A 22,600-nucleotide genomic window follows, 5' to 3' on the forward strand; every position below is an offset into this window, starting at 1 on the left:
TCTCTAACCTTTATAATACAGCATGGCATTACAGATGGTTGCTGCAATGTTGCTGCCGCCCTTTCTTCCTCTTGGAACAATATAGGGAACCCCCGCCGTCATGATCAGCTCTTTGGCCTCTACCACGTTGACAAATCCTACTGGTGCACCGATGATCAGTGCCGGATCTACCTTGCCTTCCTGGATCAGCTCATAGAGACGGATCAGTGCAGTCGGTGCATTTCCCACTGCAAAGATCACTTCTTTGCCGAGAGCTGCGCCCCGCTCCATGCAGATGGCTGCACGGGTACATCCCCTCTCCTGCGCTTCTTTTGCCACATCCTCGTCGGACATGAAGCAGTAAGCTTCTCCGCCGTACTCTGCCAGCTTTTTCTTATTAATTCCGGACCATGCCATCTTCGTATCCGTCACAATGACAGCGCCTCTTCTTAAGGCTTCCACGCCCAGCATGGCTGCATTTTCAGAAAAGCACAGGTTATCCGCATAGTCGAAATCCGCAGACGTATGGATGCAGCGTTTTACGATGGAGAACTGAGGCTCCGGCCAGGTTCTTCCATTTAACTCCTGCGTGATAATCTCCATACTGCGCTTCTCTATCTCATTTGGTTTTACAATCTTAATCTCATTCAGCATCAGATCCCCGCCTCCAGAATTTCGTATATTTTTTTCATGTCAAATGATGATCTGACCAGATCTGCCAGCTTGTCATATTCCTGCTCTTTGTGAGCAGCCAGATCAAAGTGCCAGCTGCCGTAATCAAGGCCTTTGCTTCTCATAAGTTCCCGGATCATGCTCTCTGCAAAATCATCCGTATCAAAGAGACCATGGAGGTAGCTTCCCAGAACGGTGCCGTCCTCATTGGCAAGGGCATCAATCCTTCCGTCCTCCAGACGAACCAGCTCCTGACAGCCGCCCAGATTTTCGGAAACACCCATATGAATCTCATAACCGGTCACTTCTTTTCCTTCCCAGTCACTCCACAGGCCGACACCCTTCCTCATGATGCCATGAATCTGGGTTCTGGTCTTAGATTTGGCAAAAACAGTCTTCGTATCCAGAAGACCCATGCCTCTCATGGTACCGCCGTGCTCCACATTGTCCGGGTCTTCCATGACTTTTCCCAGAAGCTGGAAACCGCCGCAGATGCCGATGATCGGCGTCTTCTTCTCTGCCTGCCGTAAAATCAGCGCTTCCATACCGGACTCCCGGAGCCACTGCATATCGTCCATGGTATTCTTGGTACCCGGCAGCAGAATCAGATCCGGATCTTCCAGCATCCCCGGCTGGGATACATACCGGAGGGATACCCCATCCATCCGCTCAAAGACGGAGAAATCCGTAAAATTAGAAATATGAGGCAGACGGATCACCGCCACATCAAGGCCTGCTCCTTTATGAGTCTGCTCAAGGCGGTCGGAAAGACTGTCTTCATCATCGATATCCAGCCGTTCCATAGGAACCACTCCCACCACCGGAATATCCGTCTTTTCTTCAATCATCCGAAGTCCCGGCTCCAGGATCTTCACATCCCCGCGGAATTTGTTGACAACCAGACCTTTAATCATGGCCTGCTCATCCTCCGGGAGAAGCTTTACAGTGCCGTATAAGGCCGCAAAAACACCGCCCCTGTCAATATCTCCCACCAACAGTACCGGTGCTTTCGCCATTCTCGCCATTCCCATGTTGACGATATCATTTTCATGGAGATTAATCTCCGCAGGACTTCCTGCTCCCTCAATGACAATGATGTCGTACTCATTGCTCAGCCGCTCATAAGCTGTCAGCACATCCGGAATCAGCTGCTTTTTATTCTTATAATAATCCATGGCTTTCATGTTGCCGCGGACTTCCCCGTTTACAATGACCTGGCTTCCCACATTGCTGGTGGGTTTGAGCAGAATCGGGTTCATATCTGCTGTCGGATCAATGCCGCATGCTTCCGCCTGCATGGCCTGTGCCCGGCCGATCTCCAGTCCTTCCTTTGTAATGTAGGAATTGAGGGCCATATTCTGGGATTTAAAGGGTGCCACTTTATAACCATCCTGCTTAAATACCCTGCATAGTCCCGCTGTCAGGAAACTCTTTCCGGAATTGGACATGGTTCCCTGCACCATAATCGCTTTTGCCACGTTTCTCACCTCGCTGTCTTCTTCAATGCTTCTATCAGCCGTCCATTGGCTTCATGATCTTTGACTGCCACCCGGTAACAGGTCTCATCCAGTCCCCGGTAATTGCTGCATCTGCGGATCATAATCCCCTCCGGCAGAAGCCTGTCATAAAGATCCCGGATACCATCCGTGCGGAAGAACAGGTAATCTGCCTGTCCATCCCAGACGGTCATCCCCAGAATCTCCATCTCTTTTTTGAGATATGCCCGTTCCTCTCTCACAAGAGTAATGGCCTTCTCCTTATATTCCCCTTCCCCAAGGGCCGCAATACCTGCTTCTGACGCCAACACGCTGATGCCCCAGCACTGTCCGGCTGCTTCCATCTTCCGAAGGAGTGCCCCATCACCGCAGACGCCATATCCCAGCCGGATGCCCGGCATGGCATACATTTTAGTAAAGGATTTTAAAATAAACAGATGTTTATATTCTGTTGTTTTCTGAATCAGCGACCGTTCTTCCTGACCGGTAAAATCAAGGAAACATTCATCCAGCACCAGCAAAATACTCCTGCTTTCTGCCCGCTCCAGAATCCGGAGCAGCAGCTCCTGCTCTACCAGGATTCCGGTGGGATTATTGGGATTGCAGAGGAACATCACATCCATGTCTTCGGTCATCTGTTCCAGAATGTCTTCCCTCACCCGGTAATCCGGCTGCATCTCATAGATGTGAATCTTCGTTCCCACCTGTTTTAATGCTTCCTCATATTCCAGGAACGTAGGGGCTGTTAAAAGGGCATGGGCAGGCTTCGTCCCATAGGCAAGGCGGTAGATAAGATCCGCTCCGCCGTTTCCGCAGATCAGTGCTTCTTCCGGGACTTCATGGTACTCTGCCAGTGCATGCTTTAATTTCCGGCTTTCCGGATCCGGATAATGCTCCGCTTTATAAAGAGCCTCCATCACCGCCAGCCGGACCCCTGCCGGCATGCCCAGCGGATTGATGTTTGCAGAAAAATCCAGAAATTTCCTGTCTTCTTTCGCCATCTGTTTCTGGATCTCTTCACTGTAAATATCTCCTCCGTGCTGTCCCATGCCCGGTCCTCCTGTTTCTATTTCTCTTATTTTCCAGCTTTTACATCAGCAAGAAGTACATTTCTAATTCCTTCTGCTGTGTATTCTACCGCCGACTGCCCTACAGCAAGTCCTGCTGCTTCTGCTGCCTTCTCCGTTACCGGTCCGATGCAGATGATCTTCGCCGGACAGTCCACACGGACGCCGTCTTCTTCCAGCATAGAGGCAAAGGCGCGTACTGCAGATCCGCTGCACAGCGTCACATAATCCACCTGGGAAATCATTCTTCTTAACTCTTCTGCTTTCCGCAGATCCACCGCTGTATGATACATGGATACCTTACTGTAGGCGATACCGGCTGCATCCAGCGCCTGATCCAGTTCCTTCGAAGCTTCTTCTGCACGCACCAGCACTACCCGCTCATCCTTCTGTAGCGTCGGTACCCACTCTTTTGCCAGTGTCCGGCTGGTATATTTCGTCGGTACAAAATCTGCCAGGAAACCTTTGCCTGCCAGTGCTTTCGCCGTGCCCTCGCCGACTACGGCAAATTTCAGGTTTGCAAGGCTTCTGAAATCTTTTCCTGCTGCCAGCAGTTTTTCAAAGAACAGCTCTACACCATTGCTGCTGGTAAAGACCATCCAGCCGTAGGCTTCCGGATGAGCCACCAGGCGGTCGAGCTCCGGACTTTCCAGGGCTTCTGTATGAATCAGGCTGAATCGGATGGCTTCTGCGCCTTCCTCTTCCAGCACTTCGGCCAGGTGCTCTGTCATCTTCTCTGTTGCGGTCACCAGTACCCGTTTGCCGGATAAGGGCTGATTGCCGTACCAGCCGATCTCATTTCTTAAGGAAACCACATCACCGATTACCGTGATGGCCGGTGTCTGAATGCCTGCCTTTTTGGCTTCTTCCACGATGGTCTCCAGGGTTCCCACAGCGACCTTCTGTCTGGCCGTCGTACCTTCCTGCACCACCGCTGCAGGGGTCTTCGGATTTTTACCGTTGGCAATCAAATTCTTTGTAATATTCGGAAGATTTTTAAGACCCATCAAAAATACCAGGGTACCTTCTTCCTTTGCAAGGGTTCCATAATCAAGAACCGTGCTGTCCTTGTGGGCACCCTCATGTCCTGTAATCACATGAAACGAAGAAGCATGATCCCGGTGAGTCACCGGAATACCTGCATAAGCCGGTGCTCCATAACAGGAGGACACACCCGGTACGATCTCATAATCCACACCTGCTTCTTTGAGCTCCTGGGCTTCCTCTCCTCCGCGTCCGAAGATAAAGGGATCTCCACCTTTTAAGCGGACTACATTCTTTCCTTCTTTTGCCAGACGGATGAGCAGCGCATTGGTCTCCTCCTGTTTCAGATGATGATGGGAAGAGCGTTTTCCTGCGTAAATCAGCTCTGCATCCGGTCTTGCTTCATTGAGCAGGGAGTCCGTTGCCAGACTGTCATAGACCAACACATCTGCGCTGCGGATACAGGATAAGCATCTCTGGGTCACCAGACGTTCATCTCCAGGTCCTGCACCGACCAGCCATACTTTTCCCTGGCAGATTTTCCGCGCCAGTTCCTGTCCAAGTGCTTCTGCCTGCTCCGGCTGAATTCCATTTTCAATGGAACCGGACGCCCGTTTTACATGCTTCGCATCCTGAGCAAACAGCACTTCCATAGAAAGCTTCGTTCCCTCCACTTTCGCCAGTGCTGCCGCCGGTGCATTGCAGCTGCCGTCAATCGCTTTCAGGTAAGCACGCTCAGCACTTAACATCGCCATCGCTTCTGCATCATTCAATGCTTCCATCACTTCTGTCAGATGTCCGTTCTTCGTCTCCACTGCCAGAATTGCCTGGCCGGCTGCCGGAAGGCACTGATCCGGTGACAATTTTTCAAAATGAAATTCGCCGCCGGATACCATATCCAGACGTTCCAGTCCTGCGGATGCCAGTACAATGGCATCATAGAGACCATCTGTCAGTTTTTTAAGTCTCGTCTGTACGTTACCCCGGATAGGCCGAATGACCACCAGCGGATTCAGTGCCCGGATCTGCAGCTCTCTTCTTAAACTTCCGGTACCTACCACACTTCCTGGCTTCAGATCAACAAGCTTCGTTCCGTCTTTTGTAACGATCACATCCTCCACAGGACCTCTCTTTAATGCTGCCCCGATTCCCAACCCTTTCGGGAAATCCATAGGCATATCCTTGGCGCTGTGCACTGCCAGATCGATCCGTTCATCCAGCAATGCCTCCTCCAGTTCCTGGGTAAAAACACCTTTTCCGCCAAAGGACGTCAATGTCCGGTCCAGAAGCTCGTCACCCTTTGTGGACATCTCGCAGATCTCCACCCGAATGCCCGGAAATGCCTCTTCTATCTTCTGTCTTACGATATTTGTCTGAACCAGTGCCAGACGGCTCTTTCTGGTTCCGATCCTTATCAGATCCTGCATGTTATCCTCCATCTCCATACATGAAAGGTCCGCTTTCCTATACGCGATAACCTCTCGGAGTAATCATTCTTCCATTCTTTGTATATGTCTGGGAATTCCCCACAATCACCACACTGAACATGTCAATATCTGCATTTTTCAGTTCTCCCAGGGTCGTGATACAGGAAGCCTCATCTTTTCGTCCTGCATTTCTCACAATACCGACCGGAGTCTCCGGTTTCCGGTATTTCATCAGAATATCTGCTGCTTTCTCTACATAGTCTACACGTTTTTTGCTCTTCGGGTTGTAAAGGCAGACGATCATGTCTCCCTGCCCTGCACAGTCCACGCGCTTCATAATCAGATCAAAAGGCGTCATCAGGTCGCTTAAACTGATGACTGCAAAATCGTGCATCAGCGGAGCGCCCAGTACAGAAGCGGCCGCGCTGGCTGCCGTTACACCCGGAACCGTCTCGATCTCAATATTGGCATTCATCTCTTCCGCTACCTGATAGATGATGCCTGCCATACCGTAGATACCGCTGTCGCCGCTGGATACCATAGCAACGGTCTGGTCCTTCATTGCTTCCTCTACCGCCATCTGACAGCGCTTTACTTCCTGCATCATCGGCGTTGCAAGGTAATTTTTATCCGGAAAGAATTCCTTTAAAATATTTACATAAGTGGTATAACCGGTAACCACATCCGCATTTTTAATCACTTCAATGGCTTTCTCTGTCATATGCTCATAGCCGCCGGGGCCGAATCCGACTACGTATAATTTTCCCATAAATTATTCAATCTCCTTTAAATGTCCAAAAAGTGCGTGAAGCTCTGCCGGAGTGGAATGATCCCGCAGACGGTAAAACATCTTATCAATGGCTTTATCAAGTCCCTTTTTTTCCGCTTCCTGTTCCATCCATTCCTTAAAAGAAGCCATATCCGGCAATGCCAGCTGGAATACCATCCAGCGTTCAAAATCCATCTGTACTTCGTCAAGAATCTGGTCTGCAGCCACAACTTCATGCTGTTTTTTTTCGTTATTTGTCCGGGCAAGTTCCTGGAAATCATCAATATCATAACGCATGATTCCCGGCAGTTTCTCCACCTTTGCCTCAATGTCAATCGGCACTGCCAAATCCACCAGTACACGGGGTTTCTCTGTCACAAGCTTCTCCGCCATCTTACTGTAAGTCAGCGTATAATGAGGGCTGCTGGTGGCACTGATAATTGCATCCATCTCATTGACCAGCTCGTACCGTTTTTCATATTCCATAACGCGGTATGTAATCTTGTGATGATGGTCTTCTCCTGCCTGTCCCATATTTCTGGACGTAATATAAACCTCCGCACCATCAATGCACTGGAGGTTCTTTAACACCGTGCTTCCGATCTTGCCGGATGCACCGATGATCATAACTTTTTTGCCATGAAGGGTTCCCAGCCCCTGTTCTGCTGCCTTGATGGCCATGGTAGCAGTGGACACACTGGTTCTGGAAAGATCCGTTTCTGTCTTTACCTTCTTGGCTGCCGTTACCGCATAGCGGAACAGCGTATTCAGATAGACGCCGCAGGTGCCTGTCTCTCTTGCCTGATCATGGGCACGTTTCACCTGGCCGAGGATCTGATCCTCGCCCATAACCATGGACTCAAGACCTGCTGCCACGTGGAACAGATGACGCACAGCCTTGCTTCCATTATAAAAGCGGATATAGTCACCGATATTTTCCACATCCTGTGCACCGGCAAATTCCAGCACCAGATCCTGCAATTCTGTAAAATTGCCGCCCGGACAGGCAGTATAAATATAAACCTCTGTTCGATTACAGGTACTGATAATCACGCACTCTTCCGCGATGCCTCTCGCGATCATCTCCTTCATCAGTTCCTGCTGCTTCTCTGCCGGAAACGCAAACAGTTCCCGGACAGCCAGCGGCGTATTATGATGACTGATTCCGATCAGTGAGATTCCCATTACTCCGTCACTCCCTTTCGGAATTCTGTGGTAAAGGTCTTGTCATACAATTTGGACAGGTCATAGTCATTTCCAAGGAAATCTCCGACTACGGTCAGAGCCGTCTTGGTAATGCCAGCCTCCTTCACACGCTCTGCAATATTGGTCAGATCACCGCGGACAATCTTCTGATCTTCCCAGGTTGCTTTATAGACAACAGCTACCGGAGTTTCCGGACGATATTCCTGTCTCAAAATCGCAGACATCTCGTCCAGCATGCCAACGCTTAAGAAAATGATCATGGTGGCATTGTGCTTTGCCAGATCTACCAGCTTTTCCTTCGGCGGCATTGGGGTACGTCCTTCCATACGGGTCAGAATCACCGTCTGGCTCACGCCCGGAAGGGTATATTCCTTCTTTAACACTGCTGCAGTTGCAAGGAAAGAACTGACACCTGGAATCACCTCATAGTCAATGCCCAGTTCATCCAGTCTGTCCATCTGCTCTCTGTGAGCACCATAAATAGCCGGATCTCCCGTATGAACCCGGGCAACCTTCAGACCCTTGTCTTCTGCATCTTTCATCACATCAATGACTTCATCAAGGTTCATCAGGGCACTGTTGTAAATAACAGCTCCCTCTTTTGCATCTGCCAATACCTGTGGATTGACCAGAGAACCTGCATAAATGATGACATCTGCGCTGTCAATAATCTTCTTTCCCTTAATAGTCAGAAGTTCCGGGTCGCCAGGACCCGCTCCGATAAATGATACCATGTGTTTTCCCTCCACGTAATAAAAGGAGTCCCCGCAACACAGCCGCGAAGACTCCCTCATTTTTCTTTTGATCTGAATGTATTTCTTTGTCAGAAATTTTCAGGATCTGCTTTCTTCGGAAGCTCTCCCAGATCAGATAGCAGGTCTCCTGACTCACGGTCTTTTAAAGAAGAACTTTCCCTTCTCACCCTTATAGGGCAATGGTTACTGCAGTCTCCTCATTCCCGCTTACAGTGGCCGGACCGTTCAGGCTTCTCACCCGATTCCCTGTTAGGCTTCACTAAGCACTTTCTGATGGTTTTGCATATAGGAAAGCATATCATATTTCTTATAGTTCGTCAATTTGCACCAGAATTTTCTTTCAAAACCTGCATAAATTCATCTCCGGTGATGGTCTCTTTCTCATACAGATATTTTGCAAGGGCATGAAGCTGCTGTTTATTCTCCGTCAACAGGGTCATAGCTTTGTCATACTCCTTCTTAAGAAGGGCTTTTACCTTCTCATCCACAACGGCTGCCGTCTCCGCTGCACATGCCAGAGAAGTATCTCCGCCCATGTACTGGTTATTTACCGTTTCCAGTGCCATCATGCCAAACTCATCACTCATACCATAACGGGTAATCATACCTCTTGCAAGTTTCGTCATCTGCTCGATATCATTGGAAGCACCCGTAGTAATGGAACCAAAGATCAGAGCCTCTGCCGCACGTCCGCCTGCGTAAGTTGCAATCTTGTTCTCCAGTTCTTCTTTGCTCAAAAGATACTGATCATGTTCCTCCACCTGCATCGTATAACCAAGGGCACCGGAAGTTCTCGGAATGATCGTAATCTTGGTAACCGGAGCAGAATGACTCTGAAGCGCCGCTACCAGTGCGTGCCCAGTCTCATGGTATGCCACAATCAGTTTTTCCTTGTCAGAAAGTACGGCATTTTTCTTCTGATATCCGGCGATAACCACTTCAATACTCTCTTCCAGATCTGACTGGTTTACATAGGTCCGCCCACTTCTGACTGCACGAAGAGCAGCCTCATTAATCATATTGGCAAGCTCTGCACCGGAAGCTCCGGCTGCTGCTCTGGCCATCGCATGAAAATCCACATCATCTCCCAGTTTTACTTTCTTGGCATGGACTTTCAGGATTGCCTCACGGCCGATGAGATCCGGAAGTTCTACCGGAATTCTTCTGTCAAAACGTCCCGGACGTAAGAGTGCCGGATCCAGCGTTTCCGGACGGTTGGTTGCTGCCAGGATCACAACACCCTTGGAACCGTCAAAACCATCCATCTCGGTGAGCAGCTGGTTCAGCGTCTGCTCACGCTCATCATTTCCACCCATGCCGGAGCCATCTCTCTTCTTACCGATGGTATCAATCTCATCAATGAACACGATACACGGTGCTTTTTCATTTGCCTGCTTAAACAGGTCTCTTACTTTGGCCGCACCCATACCAACGAACATCTCTACAAATTCCGAACCGGAGATGGAAAAGAAGGGTACTTCTGCCTCACCGGCTACCGCCTTTGCCAGCAAAGTTTTACCAGTTCCTGGAGGGCCGACTAACAGGGCACCTTTGGGCATCGTTGCACCAATCGCCTGATATTTTGCCGGATTGTGGAGAAAATCAACAATTTCCTGAAGCTGCTCTTTTGCTTCGTCCTCTCCAGCCACATCATGAAATTTGATTCCCGTCTCACTGGCTACATAGATCTTGGCATTGCTCTTTCCAAACTGCATGGCATTGCCAAGTCCGCCTCCGCCCATTTTTTTCATCAGCATTCTGGACAAAATCTGTCCAATTGCGACAAAAATAGCAATCTGGATCACTACCAGAATAATCTGATCAAACAATGATGAATTCTGCTCCTGCACTGCGCCGAAATCACATCCGGATGCCATCAGACGGTCTACCAGACTCGTATCATTCGGGAAGGGCACTGTTGAATAATAAGTAGGATTGTCTTTATTATTATCCGTGAAATAGATCACATCATCCTCTACCTGGGCCATTGCTACTTCCTTGTCATCCAGCATGGTCAGGAACGTACCATAATCGACTTCCTTGATCTGATGCTTTAAGAAACCAGGAACTACAAACGTATTTAATACAAACATTACCAGAAGCACAAGAACATAATAAAATATCAATGGCTTCTTTGGTTTTTTAACCTGCTGCATATGCGTTTACTCCTCCTTTTATCGTTAATTGCAGTGTACCATAGCACCGAAACGTGAATTAAATATAAACTGTAGGTGATAATTTAATGAAAAAATCCGCTCCGGCATATGTCTGCTCAGAACGGATTTTTTCACTTACAACCACTTCTATCAATTTTTCAACTTTTAAGCAATTTTATGCGTACGGCGCGCAGCTCCAGGTAATGACTGCGGTCTCGGTTCCGATATTCGAAATCTGATGAGGTTCTCCTTCTTCAATCAGAAGGATGTCTCCTTCATTCAGCTCATAGTATTTCCCACTATCACGATTGTATACTGCTACATGGCCTCTGCTGCAAAAGAAGATCTCATGAGCTTCTGAATGGCCCGGATCAGTTCCACCAGTCTGACCTGGAAGAAGTGTGGAACTTCCAAAAGTAATTTTTTCAGTGGCAATATACTGACGGCACACTTCCGAACCGTCCATAAAAAATTCCGCGTCAGTCGAATGTATTACTTTCATTATAGAAATTCTCCTTAAAAAAAGTCTTTTTGATGATATAGAAGCACTTCATCTGCATTCTGTGTTGCGCTAACTGCCTCTGCAATAAACAAGGTATGATTAGTCACCACTTTCTGATCCACAACCTTGCACACCAGCTGTGTGGCTGCATCTTTAATCATAGGAATTCCGTCTTCTGTATATTCCGTTTCTACCAGTTTGGTTTTATCCTCCTTGCGTCCGGAAACCAGGCCACAGGCAATTGCAGTATCTTTTTGCGTATCTCTTAATACACTGACGGTAAAATACCCTGCTTCTTTCATCATATCCGCTGTCAGGTGTCCGGTACTTACCGCTACCACCAGCATCGCGGGGGAGGAAGCTACCTGGCAAAGCCAGGCAGCAGTCATCAGGTTGTCTTTATCATTGGCATGAACCCCCAGGACATAGACTCCGTGAGTCAGGGTGTTCATGGCTTTGGATACATCTGTTGAATTCATATCAGTTCCTCTTATCTAAATAAATTCAATAAAATCATATCTACTGGGCAAACCGCTACAAAAGCACATACAATCAGTAATGTCAGAATCAACGGCCAACCATCTTTCATGTATTCACTCATCTTTACTTTAGTGACACCCATAACAGAGAACATCATAACACCGAACGGCGGAGTAACTCCACCAAGGGTATCCATCAAAACCATAACCAGTCCAAGATGAATCACATCTACTCCAAGGGTTTTTGCCACCGGGATCAGAAGCGGAGGAAGAATGACCAATGCTGCTGCAGTGTCAAGAAACATTCCCATAATCAGCATAAATACCAGCACAATCAAAATAAATACAGTTCCATTCGGTGCGATCTTAATCAGCAGATTCGTTCCAATCTGAGGAATGTTTTCCCAGAGCATATATCTGGAAAACATACTTGCTGCAGAGAGAATCAACAAAACACTTGCAGTACTGTGTACGGACTCCACCACAATCTTCTTAATGTGTTCCAGTTTCAGACGCCGATATATAAACACACCACAGAACAGAGAATACAGTACACAGATCGCTGCGCATTCTGTTGGAGTAAAGATACCAACTCTCATTCCCATGACAATACCGATCGGCATCAGCAGCGCCCAGATAGATGAGCCAAGCTGTTTCATAAACTGTTTTGCCGTTACTTTTTCTTTCACCGCCGGCTGATATCCTCTGGTCTTGGCAATAAAGTAATTGACTGCCAGAAGGGCTACACACATGATAATTCCAGGGATATAACCTGCCAGGAACATATCACCAATAGAACAGCTTGCTGCTGTTGCGTAAATAATCAAAGCAATTCCAGGCGGAATAATCGGGGTAATACAACTGGTTGTTGCCGTCAGAGCTGCGGAATATCCAAGCGGATATCCTCTCTTTACCATCTCCGGGCAAAGCATCCGGGCTTCAAATGCTGCATCTGCACAGGAAGAACCGGAAAGACCACCCATGAAGGTAGATAACAGACAGTTGGTTGCTCCCAGACCTCCGGTAAATTTACTGGTCAGCATTCCGCAAAAATCCATCAGACTCTCTGATACACCTCCATATCCCATAACTGAACCTGCCAGAATAAAGAACGGAACTGCCATCATGGTAAAACTGCTGGACTGCTCAAACAATGCGGAAATCATATTAAAAAGGGTTACTCCGTCACACCAGAATGTAAAGTAAATCAAACTGGCAATAATCATGGAGAACGCTACTGGAACGCCTACAAAGAAAAGTACAAATGCAATCAGAATCGGCCATAAGTTCGGCATAATCATTCACCGCCTTTCTCAGAATCAGAAACTGTATTTTGCATCAGTCTCTTTTCTGCTTCATGTGCAAGGGCTGCTTCTGTCTGATCTTCCACAGAATCAACAACATAGATTCCCTCATAAATAGGGATTTCATGATAATAGTCTTTTTTCTTAATAACATTCTTTAAAAAGAACAGTGAATGGATTGTCATAAAGAAAAAGCCAAGCACCAGTGCAAATGCGGTAATAGAATAAGGAAAATGAAGGGTTTGACTTCTTCTGGTCCATGCCTGAATACAGTATCCTGTCCCCAGGATAAATGTCAGCCCACAAATGAAGACCAACAGAGATGTTACAAACACACTTAATATTGCCTGTACCTTTTTCGGAAGCAATTTTACCAAAAGGTCAATCGCTCCATGTCCAAATCGCTTGTAAAGGGAGCTTCCACCCACGAAAATGATGTATGCATAGCAAATATAAGATATTTCATCAAAAGCTGCGCTGCTTTTGCTTATTACCAAACGTCCAATTACATTTCCGATTACACAAAATGTCATAATCAACAATGCGGTACCGGAAATGATTTCCTCAAAATTTACATATAACTTCTTCAGCATCACGTATTCCTCCAGTCTCTAAGGGAAGATGGATGTTCTTCCGGGATCATATGAATCCCGGAAGGCAACTCATTCTAATTTAATTACTCTTATTCTCCACGAACCTCGGCAAGAGCTGCATTTGCTTCATCTATCAGTTCCTGGGACCATCCATGAACTTCAAATACTTTCTGTGCTGCTGCTTTCATTGCTTCAACATCTACGTCTCTGTTCACAGTAACGCCATTGTCTTCTACCATCTGCTGCAGTACTTCCTCTTCCTCATCTGCAACCATCTTCGTAGAATACTCTACAAAATCTGCAGCATCATCCAGAAGGATCTGCTGAAGATCTGCATCCAGACTGTCAAAAATCTTTGCATTCATAACCAGACCATTTACTGCATAGAAATGATTGGTGATATTAATATAAGGGCAAACCTCATCAATAGAATTTGCTTTCAGAGCACCGATCGGGTTTTCTACACAATCAACCACTCCCTGCTGCAATGCTGTATAAGTCTCCGAGAAGGAAATGGTTGCCGGATTTGCACCCCATGCCTCTGCCAGCTCCAGCTGTGTTGCATTGTTCGGCATGCGGAAATTTAATCCTTTCAGATCATCTGGAGTGTTAATCGGTTTTTTGGACATGATCTGTCTTGATCCGTAATAAGAACTCATTCCATCCAGAACCATCAGACCAGCTTCTTTACATTCTGCCTGCAGACGTTTTCCAAAATCAGTCTGTGCAACTTTCGCAATTTCATCATAAGAATTATAGAAGTACGGACTAAAAAGAATCGAATACTCCGGATAGTACGGCTCAAGAAGTGCCGGATCGGAATAATTCATCATATAAGCTCCATTATAGATCTGCTCGTTGATCTCATCATCATCGCCCATGATACCGTCTGCATACTCTTCAATAACGATACGGCCATCTGTATCCTTAGTTACTGCCTCTGCAAACTGCTGTAATGCAGTGGTAACTGCGCAACCAGAAGGATCCGTATGGCAAAGTTTAATCGTAATTGCCTTACCTGAGCTTGCCGTACCTGTACTTGCGTCAGAACTGCTGGCAGGATCAGAAGATCCACCGCCACATGCAGTCAGGCCTGCTGCCATTGCCACTGTTAAAAGGAGCGCCATCGCTTTTCTTCTCATAAGATTTACCTCCACTTTTGTAAAAACACATTAGATTGACTTTTTAAAACACTGATCTAAATCCCCAAATAATTTTCTATACATTTCATATCCATCTTCATAAACAGTTTTGTTGCCGGTATTGGGAAGTGTTCTCTTCTTCACCTGCACCATGCTTTCTGCTGCTTCATTCAGATTTTTAAAGATTCCTGTTGCTTTTCCAGCTAGGATTGCTGCTCCCAAAGATGCAGCCTCTATAGAATTCACCGTTTCCAGAGGAATCTGGCAAATATCTGATTTAATCTGGTTCCATACATCGCTCTTGGAACCACCGCCCAATGAACGGATTTCTTTTACCTCAATTCCCATGTCCGCAAGGGAATCAATATTTCGCTTTACAATATATCCCAGCGATTCCATGACGGATCTCATAAAATGTGCTCTGGTGTGCTGTAATGTGAATCCAAACCATACCCCCTTTGCTTTGGCATTTACATCCGGTGCATTGGAACCAGCCAGATGCGGGAGCATTACCAGTCCATCAGAACCTGCCGGTACTTTACTTACTTCTTTGCTGATCATATTGTAGGCATCATCCAGCCCCAACTCCTGTGCCTGCATTTCAATCTGGCAGAACTTGTCACGGAACCATCTTAAGGTCATACCACCATTGGTAAAGGTATGAATCATATAGGTATCCGCATTTGCAAAATAGTGGAGCGGCATTCTCCGATTTGGATCAAACACCGGTCTTGCCACCGGTGCACAAATTGCAAGTGCTGCTCCGATGGTTTCAGAGAACATTCCCTCATGGGTATTTCCTGCTCCGATTGCTCCGGCTGCCTGATCCAGAGCTCCTGTACATACCGTAAGATTTTTTAAAAGTCCCAGTTCTTCTGCGACTTCCGGAATAATCGTTCCAACCACTTCTCCGGACTCATATACCGGTGCCAGCTGATCTTCTTTAACTCCAAGACATTCTAACATTTCCGGCCAATATTCTTTTTTAATAATATCCCAGTAAGTGGAAGAACATACCAGAGAACCTTCTGTTGCAAACTTCCCCGTCATACGGTAGATAAAGTAATCCTCGATCAGCAGAAATTTTGCAGTCTTTGCAAATACTTCCGGCTCATGGTTCTTCACCCAGAGAATCTTAGATGCCGGCCAGCACGGTTCAAAGCTTACCTGTCCGGTTACTTTATAGCAGGTCTCATCTCCAAATTTTTCTTTGAAGAACTCCGCCTCCTCTTGTGCCCGGTTGTCCATCCATACAATTGCATTTCTCAGATCTTTTCCATCTTTATCTAAGAAGAAAATCGTCTCGCCCTGTGCGGAAATTGCCAATGCCGCTTCATCCTCTTCGCTCATGGGATGTTTTTCTTTCAGATCCGCAACCGCATGTTTAAATGCATTCCAGTACACTTCACCCTTTTCCTCTACATAATTTACCTGCGGAGTGATGAGGTCATATTCCTGAGTGGATACTGCCAGGAGTTTCCCGGCAGTATCAAAGACTGCGGCCTTCAATGCGGTTGTGCCAATATCCAGTCCAATCAGTAATTTCATATTATTTCACCATGCTCTTCATCTTGCCGCCGACATTGCTCCAGTAATCTTTCAGAATGTCGAACTCATCACCGATACAGAAATCTTTTACACCAAGCTCTTTGTAGTATTCAGCATCCTCCGGATTGTAAAGTTCTACTCTCGGGCGAACGCCGTTAGCAAGTGCAACTTCAATACAGTGCTTCTCAGCTGCTTTCCACTCTTCTTTGTGCTCTGCGGAGTTGCATCCAATGCTCATGCAGTAGTCAGACGGTCCGAACTGGATCATGTCTACACCCTGAACTTTACAGATGTTCTCAATATCATCTACTGCAGATTTTTTCTCAATCATGAATGCTTTTACAACGCTTGCATTCATCTCTACATATTCCATCTGAGACGGTTCCGGATTGTATCCAAGCCATCTTCCATTCGGATATCCAAAGCGACCATTATATTTCGGAGTTTCCGGAGTAGTCAGGTAGATCGTCTCTTTTACCTGCTCAGCATTCTGATGGTCAGTGAAAAGGATTGCCTGGAATCCCATAGCCATTGCCTTCTGAGCCATATATGCACGATTCTGGAAATCAACTTTCAGCATGGAACCAACACCCTGATTCTCACATGCTCTTACCAAATTCTCAAGTTCTCTCATATCATACGGAACATATTCTGCAAGAAACTCCAGATAATCAAAGCTTCCGGATGCAGCAGCAGACTCTGCGGTGGTTCCCCACGGGCTCCAGATACGGGTATTCACCATCGGAGTTCCCTCGTTGATAAGTTTTCTGATTTTGTTCTCCATTGTTACCATAATAAATGCCCTCCTAAAAATATAATTTATTGTCTGTCTGTGACAGTTTCTTTCAAAAAGTTTCCGTCTACACCAAGCTTTTCGCCTGTTTTAATAAGATCTTCTACCAATGTCTCCGGAAGGACAATTCCCTCTTTTTCATTGATCTGTTTGCATCCGTACTCAATCTCGCCCGGATATTTGGCAGCCCCCATTCCTTCCTTCATCGGAAGTGCATGAAGTCTGTCAATGTACTCTTCTGCATTCTTCTGGAACTCCTGCAGATCGCGGAATGCAGAAATATTGAAGCATGCGAAACACTGGCTGGATAACTCCGGTGTATCTGCCAGATCCTGATTATTGATATCCGGTGAAAGCACGCCACCGGAAAGCAGTGTTGCAAACAATTCCACTACCAGAGCAATACCAAATCCTTTGTGACCTGCCATCGTTGTCATCATGTAGCAGTCCTTAACGCTGGTGGTGTCATTTCCATCTTTGTCAAGCATCCATCCGTGTGGAATCTCTTTTCCACGTTTCTCCATATCCTTGCATTTTCCCATCGCCACCAAGCTGGTCGCCATATCGACGCAAACTTCCGGATATTTCGCTCCTGCTTTAAAAGCGAACGCAAACGGGTTATTTCCCATAAACGGTTCTTTCGCTCCGGGAGGTCCCATAGTTAAGTCTGTGGTAGAGCAGGCTACACCGATCATATCATCTCCAGCCAGTTTTAATGCCCAATGAGCACCCATGCCAAAATGGTTGCTATTTTTTACTACTACCATGCTGATCAGATTTTTCTGTGCTTTTTCTCTGCAAAGAGCTACTGCTTTTTCCCCAACAAGTGCTCCGAGTCCTCCCTGAGCATCAATGACTGCGGTGTTGGTGGTTTCTTTTATAACTGGATAAGTACTTGTTTTAGAAGCACCACCTCCCTGGATTTTTTCCAAATAAGGAATCGTACGAAGAACGCCATGGCTGTGAACATTTCTGAGATCTGCATGAACCAGAAGTTCTGCAATGGAAGCTGCTTCGTTGTTTTTCAGTCCTGCCGCTTCAAAAATAGCAGTTGTAAATTTTTTTAATGCTTCAGGCTGAACGGAATAATTCTGCATATCTGATGCTCTCCTTTCTTATTTCTTCATTTGATGGTTTTATATTATCAGTTAATTATCTATTTCACCATTCATGTGCTTGTCCTGCAAATTTCCAATCTTGTCATTGTTGTTTTTCCCAGCCAGAATCAGTGCTGCAAACATCAGAATACATCCAGCTAGTTTCTGAAGATTCAGTTGTTCTCCCTGGAACAGAACCGAGCAGACCATAGCAAACACAGATTCCATGGACAGTAAAATCGAAGAATGTTCCGGTTTCAAATGCTGCTGTCCGAGAAACTGCAGCAAGAAACCAAATGTCGTGCTGAAAATTCCAAGATACAAAATTGGAAACAGCATCTGTATGTTCCATACTGTTTCCGGCACTGGGCTTCCCATCACCCAGCAGCCAATCCATGCAAATACTGCCGCAAACATTACCTGAAATGTCATCAATTCTATTGCACTGTGTCTTTTTCCGAACACATCAATGGCAAGAATATGAAATGTAAATCCAAGGCTGCCAATCAGAGCCACCACATCTCCTTTTCCCATTCCAAAGATTCCGTTTAATGTCAGCAGAAGCAGTCCTACAACTGCCAACAGCACCGGCAAAATCCTGATCTTTCTTTTTCCTCTGCTATAGATCCAACTAAAAAGGGGGACCTGCACCACATACAACGACGTAATAAAACCAACCTTTCCGGCCGTTGTATCCGCGAATCCAAGCGCTCCCGTCTGAAAGCACTGGCTGATATACAGAAGAAGACCGAGCACTGCACCCTCAAACAGCAATTCCCTGTCTACCTTTCTTATCTGTTTACGAAACAGCAAAACCATCATAGCGACTGCAATGGTATATCTCCATACCATCAGCATATGAAACGGCACAACCGTAAGCGCATCCCTGATAACCACAAACGCAAAACCCCAGATTATCGTTGCCAGTAGGATTTCTACTTTCCCCATCGTTTCTTTCTTTTCCATTCTCGTTCTCCTTACAAAGTCAAAAGGCAGCCAGCAAAAAGCGCTGACTGCCTTTCTCACTTCAAATATTTATTTTAACGTCTCAGGATTTACCACATTATACGGTTTCTCACCTTTAAGAACCCCGGTAATTCCGGCCAATGCCTCTCTGCACATTCCAAGTCTTGCTTTCATAGTCAGGCTGGCAATATGCGGCGTCAGCGTTACATTGTCAAGATTCAGCAGATCCGGATTTACATTCGGCTCATCTTCAAATACATCCAGTGCAGCACCTTTAATTACATGATTTTTCAGTGCGTCTGCAAGAGACTGCTCATCTACGATCTTTCCTCTTGCACAATTTACAAAGTATGCCGTCGGTTTCATTTTCTTAAAGGTTTCTGCATTGAACAGGTGATGATTTTCCGGAATATACGGCATATGAAGAGAAATGCAGTCTGCATTTTTCAGAACTTCATCAAACTCCATATAAGTAACACCGAACTCTTCCTCTACTTCCGGTTTTGCGCGAAATTTATCATAGTAAATAACGTTCATCCCAAATCCCTGTGCTTTGCGACATACACGTTTTCCAATTCTTCCAAATCCAAGGATTCCGAGTGTTGCTCCCTCTACCTGAGTATCACAATCAGAGAAGTTCGGACTCTTCCAGATACCAGCTCTTACTTCTTTATCGTAGCGGGCAACGCCTCTCATAGCCGCCACAATCAAAGTTGCTGCATGCTCTGCAGTTGCCTCGGTTACCTGGGTCGGAGTATTTACTACCGGAAGTCCTACCTGAGTCGCGTATTTCCAGTCAATATTATCATAGCCGACACCGAAGTTTGCAATTACTTTCAGATTCTTTGCCTTGTCAATAATCTTCTGATCACCATCATTATCCAGAATGAAGTAGCCGTCATAATCTTCCACCATATTGTAAGCTTCTTCATAAGTAAATGCATGTTTCTCTGCAGATGGAACAGTAAACTCAAATTCTCCCTCATACGGTTTCAGGCACTCCTCCGGAACCCATTCTGAAATCAGTATCTTTTTCATATTGTTGTCCTCCTTACTTTGCATCATATTGTACCGTTTTGCACAGCCATTATTTTCAACCTTCTGACGCTATTATAAAAACAAAATCCTTTTTCGTCTATATTTGCGTTTGCCATGGACATTTCTTATCTTGTCATTAAAATTCTCTCCCGATTTCTGTTTATTTTCTTTTCCTATCTTTTCGCATACATTTCCTATCTTGCGATTTTTCTTTCAAACAGATTGACACTTTCGTTTTTCACAAGTAGAATAAGGATTAAATTAGAAGAGGAGGATTGCATTTCGATGAGTGATGCTACATTTTTATCTCAGTCAAGCCTATTTGAAGGTGATTACCACTGTATTTTGCACAGTCCTAAGAACGAATTCACTTCTGTGGTACACTACCATGACTTCTATGAAGTAGTGATCTATCTTGGTAATGCCGGTGTCTTCCAGATTGAAGGTTCCGAATATCTGGTTCGTCGCGGAGACATCGTCCTGATCGACATGTTCAAGCCTCACACCCTCATTGCCAATAAGAACAGTTACTATGAACGATTCAGTGTCAGTATTAATCTGAACCTGCTCATTGCTTACAGTACTTCCCGATCTAATCTATTAGATATTTTCCACAAATGTAGTTCCAGACACCCAATTTATCACCTGAGTGAACCAGAACTTCAAAAATATCTTCGTCTCATGAACGAATTTTCAAAAATTGAACTTAGCAATGGACAGGATATTCTGGAAAAAGCACTTGTACACCAGATGCTTTCCTACATTTATAGTGATTGCTACTCCGGTGAACATGCAGATGCTACAGATTCTCGGCACATGGCAATTATTTCCCAGCTGCTACGTTACATTAATCGCAATTTAAGCAATGACTTTACCCTTGCAGAACTGGCCGCTGAAGTCAATTACAGTGAATATTATATCTGCCGTCTTTTTAAAAAAATGACCGGTAAGACACTGACCACCTACATTCAGGAAAAACGAATCCATGAAGCTGCCTGTCTCTTAAGAAGCTATGATTCCATTAACCAGGCTGCTGAACAGGTCGGATTCAACAATTACAGTTATTTTTACAAAACATTCAAAAAGTTCATGGGATGCGGTCCTGCTGAATATCAGGCTCAATACCGAGCTGAAGCAAAATAGAAAAAAGCGTTTATTTCTAAAAATCAGAAATAAACGCTTTTTTCTTGCTGCCTTTTTTGCAGCTTCTCTTTGGGGAATGTATCTTTACATTAATCCAGGGAGTATATTCTGGAAAAGTGAAAGCACCAATACACATGCTAATATTCCTAATCCGCCTATAAATCCACCTAATGTCCAGCACCGGAACGTCTCCGGAATGGATATTTTATTAAATCTTCCTATAGACCAGAATCCGGAATCATTCGGCAGAGATAAACCAACACCACCTGCGCAAATCGCAATTGCTGCCAGTATAGGTGAAACGCTTGCTGCAATAACTGTTGGATACAGGATAGAAGAAGTCGTTGTAATTGCTACAGTAGTGGACCCCTGTGCCAAACGAATCAACTGTGCCAACACAAAGCCAAGGATCAACACCGGAATACTCAAAGACTGGAATACATTTGCCATATAATCACCAATTCCTGTTGCCTGAATTACTTTTCCAAATGCACCGCCAGCTCCGGTAATCATCAAAACCAAACCAATCTGATCCAGTGCATGACTCATAATTTCATCCATTCCACGTTCAATATACGGACGTGTGATAAACATTGCAAATAATACGCCTGTCATCATTGCAAAATTCTTGCCTCCAATAAAAGACAGGATATTAAGTGCTGTACTTCCTTTCGGAAGGAATAATGCGGAAAAACTTCCCACTACAATCATAACAATCGGCACTAATAGAATGGACAGTGCTTTAAGCGCAGAAATCGTCGCTTTTCCTTCAGCTTCACCTTCCTCCATCGCCGCCTGTTCCATCAGTTCAGCTTCATCCAGTTCACGTACAAAACCACTCTTTTTCTCCTGACGATCCATATATTTTCCCCAGAGGATTCCTCCAAAAAGGAAACCTACCAGTCCAGCCAATGTGGAATATACAAAGAACACACCGATATTCAATTGCATATTTTCGCAGACTGCCAATGGTCCTGCTGTTGGAATTACACAAGCTGCCGTAATGGATGCTGCCACTGCATAGCAAGATACAAAGGAAAGTCTTGAAATACCTGTTTTGCGGGACAGTGCACGTACCATAGTAGAGAATAATACTGTAACTACATCTCCAAAAACTGGGATTCCTGCGATGTATGCTGCAATTCCGAGTGCTGCCGGTGAATTTTTTTCTCCAAACTTATCAATCATTGCATTAGCAATTGCACTGATACCGCCAGATTCAAATAAAAGCATACCCAGCATAACGCCAAATGCAGTTACCATTCCAATTCCACCCACGGTTCCGGTGAATCCTGCAGCTACGGTATCCGTAATTTCGGATAAGGGCATCTGCACTAACAATGCCGTCAGAAATGAAGTAAAAATCAGTGAAACAAATGCATTTAAGCGAAATTTAACGATTGATATTAACAAGAATGCCAAAGCAACTACAAAAATAACAACTAATAATGGTCCTGTTACCATAAGAAACTTCCTCCTCTGTT

General features: G+C 45.6%; 20 protein-coding genes and 1 riboswitch. Of the genes, 1 reads left to right on the plus strand and 19 read right to left on the minus strand.

All coding sequences use genetic code 11. From position 1 onward, the window contains the following. Positions 1-3: 3 nt before the first annotated feature. From LKD36_RS04795 to LKD36_RS04880, 18 genes are all read right to left on the minus strand, one after another. A complete protein-coding gene (locus tag LKD36_RS04795) occupies positions 4-633 on the minus strand; it encodes a precorrin-8X methylmutase (protein ID WP_308458908.1) in 630 nt (209 codons plus the stop codon). Beyond that, a complete protein-coding gene (locus tag LKD36_RS04800; protein ID WP_308458909.1) occupies positions 633-2,129 on the minus strand; it encodes a cobyric acid synthase in 1,497 nt (498 codons plus the stop codon). Before LKD36_RS04800 ends, LKD36_RS04795 begins: the two co-directional genes overlap by 1 nt. A gap of 5 nt (positions 2,130-2,134) precedes the next feature. Continuing rightward, the gene (gene cobD / locus LKD36_RS04805; protein ID WP_308458910.1) at positions 2,135-3,196 is read right to left on the minus strand and encodes a threonine-phosphate decarboxylase CobD; all 1,062 of its coding nucleotides are present in this window, start codon (positions 3,194-3,196) and stop codon (positions 2,135-2,137) included. Positions 3,197-3,222: 26 nt separating this feature from the next. Next, on the minus strand, positions 3,223-5,625 hold the full coding sequence (gene cobA / locus LKD36_RS04810) for a uroporphyrinogen-III C-methyltransferase (protein WP_308458911.1): 2,403 nt from the start codon (positions 5,623-5,625) through the stop codon (positions 3,223-3,225). Between the two features lie 37 nt (positions 5,626-5,662). Continuing rightward, positions 5,663-6,394, minus strand: a complete 732-nt coding sequence (gene cobJ, locus LKD36_RS04815; protein WP_118769315.1) for a precorrin-3B C(17)-methyltransferase — start codon at positions 6,392-6,394, stop codon at positions 5,663-5,665. 3 nt (positions 6,395-6,397) lie between these two features. Next, complete coding sequence (gene hemA, locus LKD36_RS04820; RefSeq protein WP_308458912.1) at positions 6,398-7,579, minus strand: glutamyl-tRNA reductase; 1,182 nt, start codon at positions 7,577-7,579, stop codon at positions 6,398-6,400. Further along, positions 7,579-8,334, minus strand: a complete 756-nt coding sequence (cobM, locus tag LKD36_RS04825) for a precorrin-4 C(11)-methyltransferase (protein ID WP_118769313.1) — start codon at positions 8,332-8,334, stop codon at positions 7,579-7,581. Before cobM ends, hemA begins: the two co-directional genes overlap by 1 nt. 121 nt (positions 8,335-8,455) lie before the next feature. Next, positions 8,456-8,641: riboswitch (cobalamin riboswitch) on the minus strand. 31 nt (positions 8,642-8,672) lie between these two features. Beyond that, on the minus strand, positions 8,673-10,511 hold the full coding sequence (ftsH, locus tag LKD36_RS04830) for an ATP-dependent zinc metalloprotease FtsH (protein WP_308458913.1): 1,839 nt from the start codon (positions 10,509-10,511) through the stop codon (positions 8,673-8,675). 175 nt (positions 10,512-10,686) lie between these two features. Then, entirely contained in the window at positions 10,687-11,013 is a 327-nt protein-coding gene (locus LKD36_RS04835) for a cupin domain-containing protein (protein WP_308458914.1), read from the minus strand. A 14-nt stretch (positions 11,014-11,027) separates the two neighbouring features. Further along, positions 11,028-11,492, minus strand: coding sequence for a flavin reductase family protein (locus LKD36_RS04840; RefSeq protein WP_308458915.1), 465 nt, complete (start codon positions 11,490-11,492; stop codon positions 11,028-11,030). Positions 11,493-11,503: 11 nt separating this feature from the next. Further along, complete coding sequence (locus tag LKD36_RS04845; RefSeq protein WP_308458916.1) at positions 11,504-12,787, minus strand: TRAP transporter large permease; 1,284 nt, start codon at positions 12,785-12,787, stop codon at positions 11,504-11,506. A 2-nt stretch (positions 12,788-12,789) separates the two neighbouring features. Continuing rightward, positions 12,790-13,389 (minus strand): TRAP transporter small permease, encoded by a 600-nt coding sequence (locus tag LKD36_RS04850; RefSeq protein ID WP_308458917.1) that lies wholly within the window; start codon positions 13,387-13,389, stop codon positions 12,790-12,792. Between the two features lie 89 nt (positions 13,390-13,478). After that, a complete protein-coding gene (locus LKD36_RS04855) occupies positions 13,479-14,531 on the minus strand; it encodes a DctP family TRAP transporter solute-binding subunit (protein ID WP_308458918.1) in 1,053 nt (350 codons plus the stop codon). 30 nt (positions 14,532-14,561) lie between these two features. Next, entirely contained in the window at positions 14,562-16,079 is a 1,518-nt protein-coding gene (locus tag LKD36_RS04860; RefSeq protein WP_118769306.1) for a xylulokinase, read from the minus strand. Between the two features lies 1 nt (position 16,080). After that, positions 16,081-16,872, minus strand: a complete 792-nt coding sequence (locus LKD36_RS04865) for an aldolase/citrate lyase family protein (RefSeq protein ID WP_118769305.1) — start codon at positions 16,870-16,872, stop codon at positions 16,081-16,083. 26 nt (positions 16,873-16,898) lie between these two features. Continuing rightward, positions 16,899-17,969 (minus strand): Ldh family oxidoreductase, encoded by a 1,071-nt coding sequence (locus LKD36_RS04870; protein ID WP_308458919.1) that lies wholly within the window; start codon positions 17,967-17,969, stop codon positions 16,899-16,901. Positions 17,970-18,020: 51 nt separating this feature from the next. After that, positions 18,021-18,935, minus strand: coding sequence for a DMT family transporter (locus LKD36_RS04875; protein ID WP_308458920.1), 915 nt, complete (start codon positions 18,933-18,935; stop codon positions 18,021-18,023). Between the two features lie 69 nt (positions 18,936-19,004). Beyond that, positions 19,005-19,973, minus strand: a complete 969-nt coding sequence (locus tag LKD36_RS04880) for an NAD(P)-dependent oxidoreductase (RefSeq protein WP_308458921.1) — start codon at positions 19,971-19,973, stop codon at positions 19,005-19,007. Between the two features lie 285 nt (positions 19,974-20,258). Between LKD36_RS04880 and LKD36_RS04885 the strand changes: the two genes are divergently transcribed. Further along, a complete protein-coding gene (locus LKD36_RS04885) occupies positions 20,259-21,116 on the plus strand; it encodes an AraC family transcriptional regulator (RefSeq protein ID WP_308458922.1) in 858 nt (285 codons plus the stop codon). Between the two features lie 84 nt (positions 21,117-21,200). Here the strand turns inward: LKD36_RS04885 and LKD36_RS04890 are convergent, their stop codons facing one another. Then, entirely contained in the window at positions 21,201-22,580 is a 1,380-nt protein-coding gene (locus tag LKD36_RS04890) for a GntP family permease (protein ID WP_308458923.1), read from the minus strand. Positions 22,581-22,600: the final 20 nt, after the last annotated feature.

The sequence above is a fragment of the Hominiventricola filiformis genome, from assembly GCF_020686965.1.
Classification (GTDB): Bacteria; Bacillota; Clostridia; order Lachnospirales; family Lachnospiraceae; genus Hominiventricola; species Hominiventricola filiformis.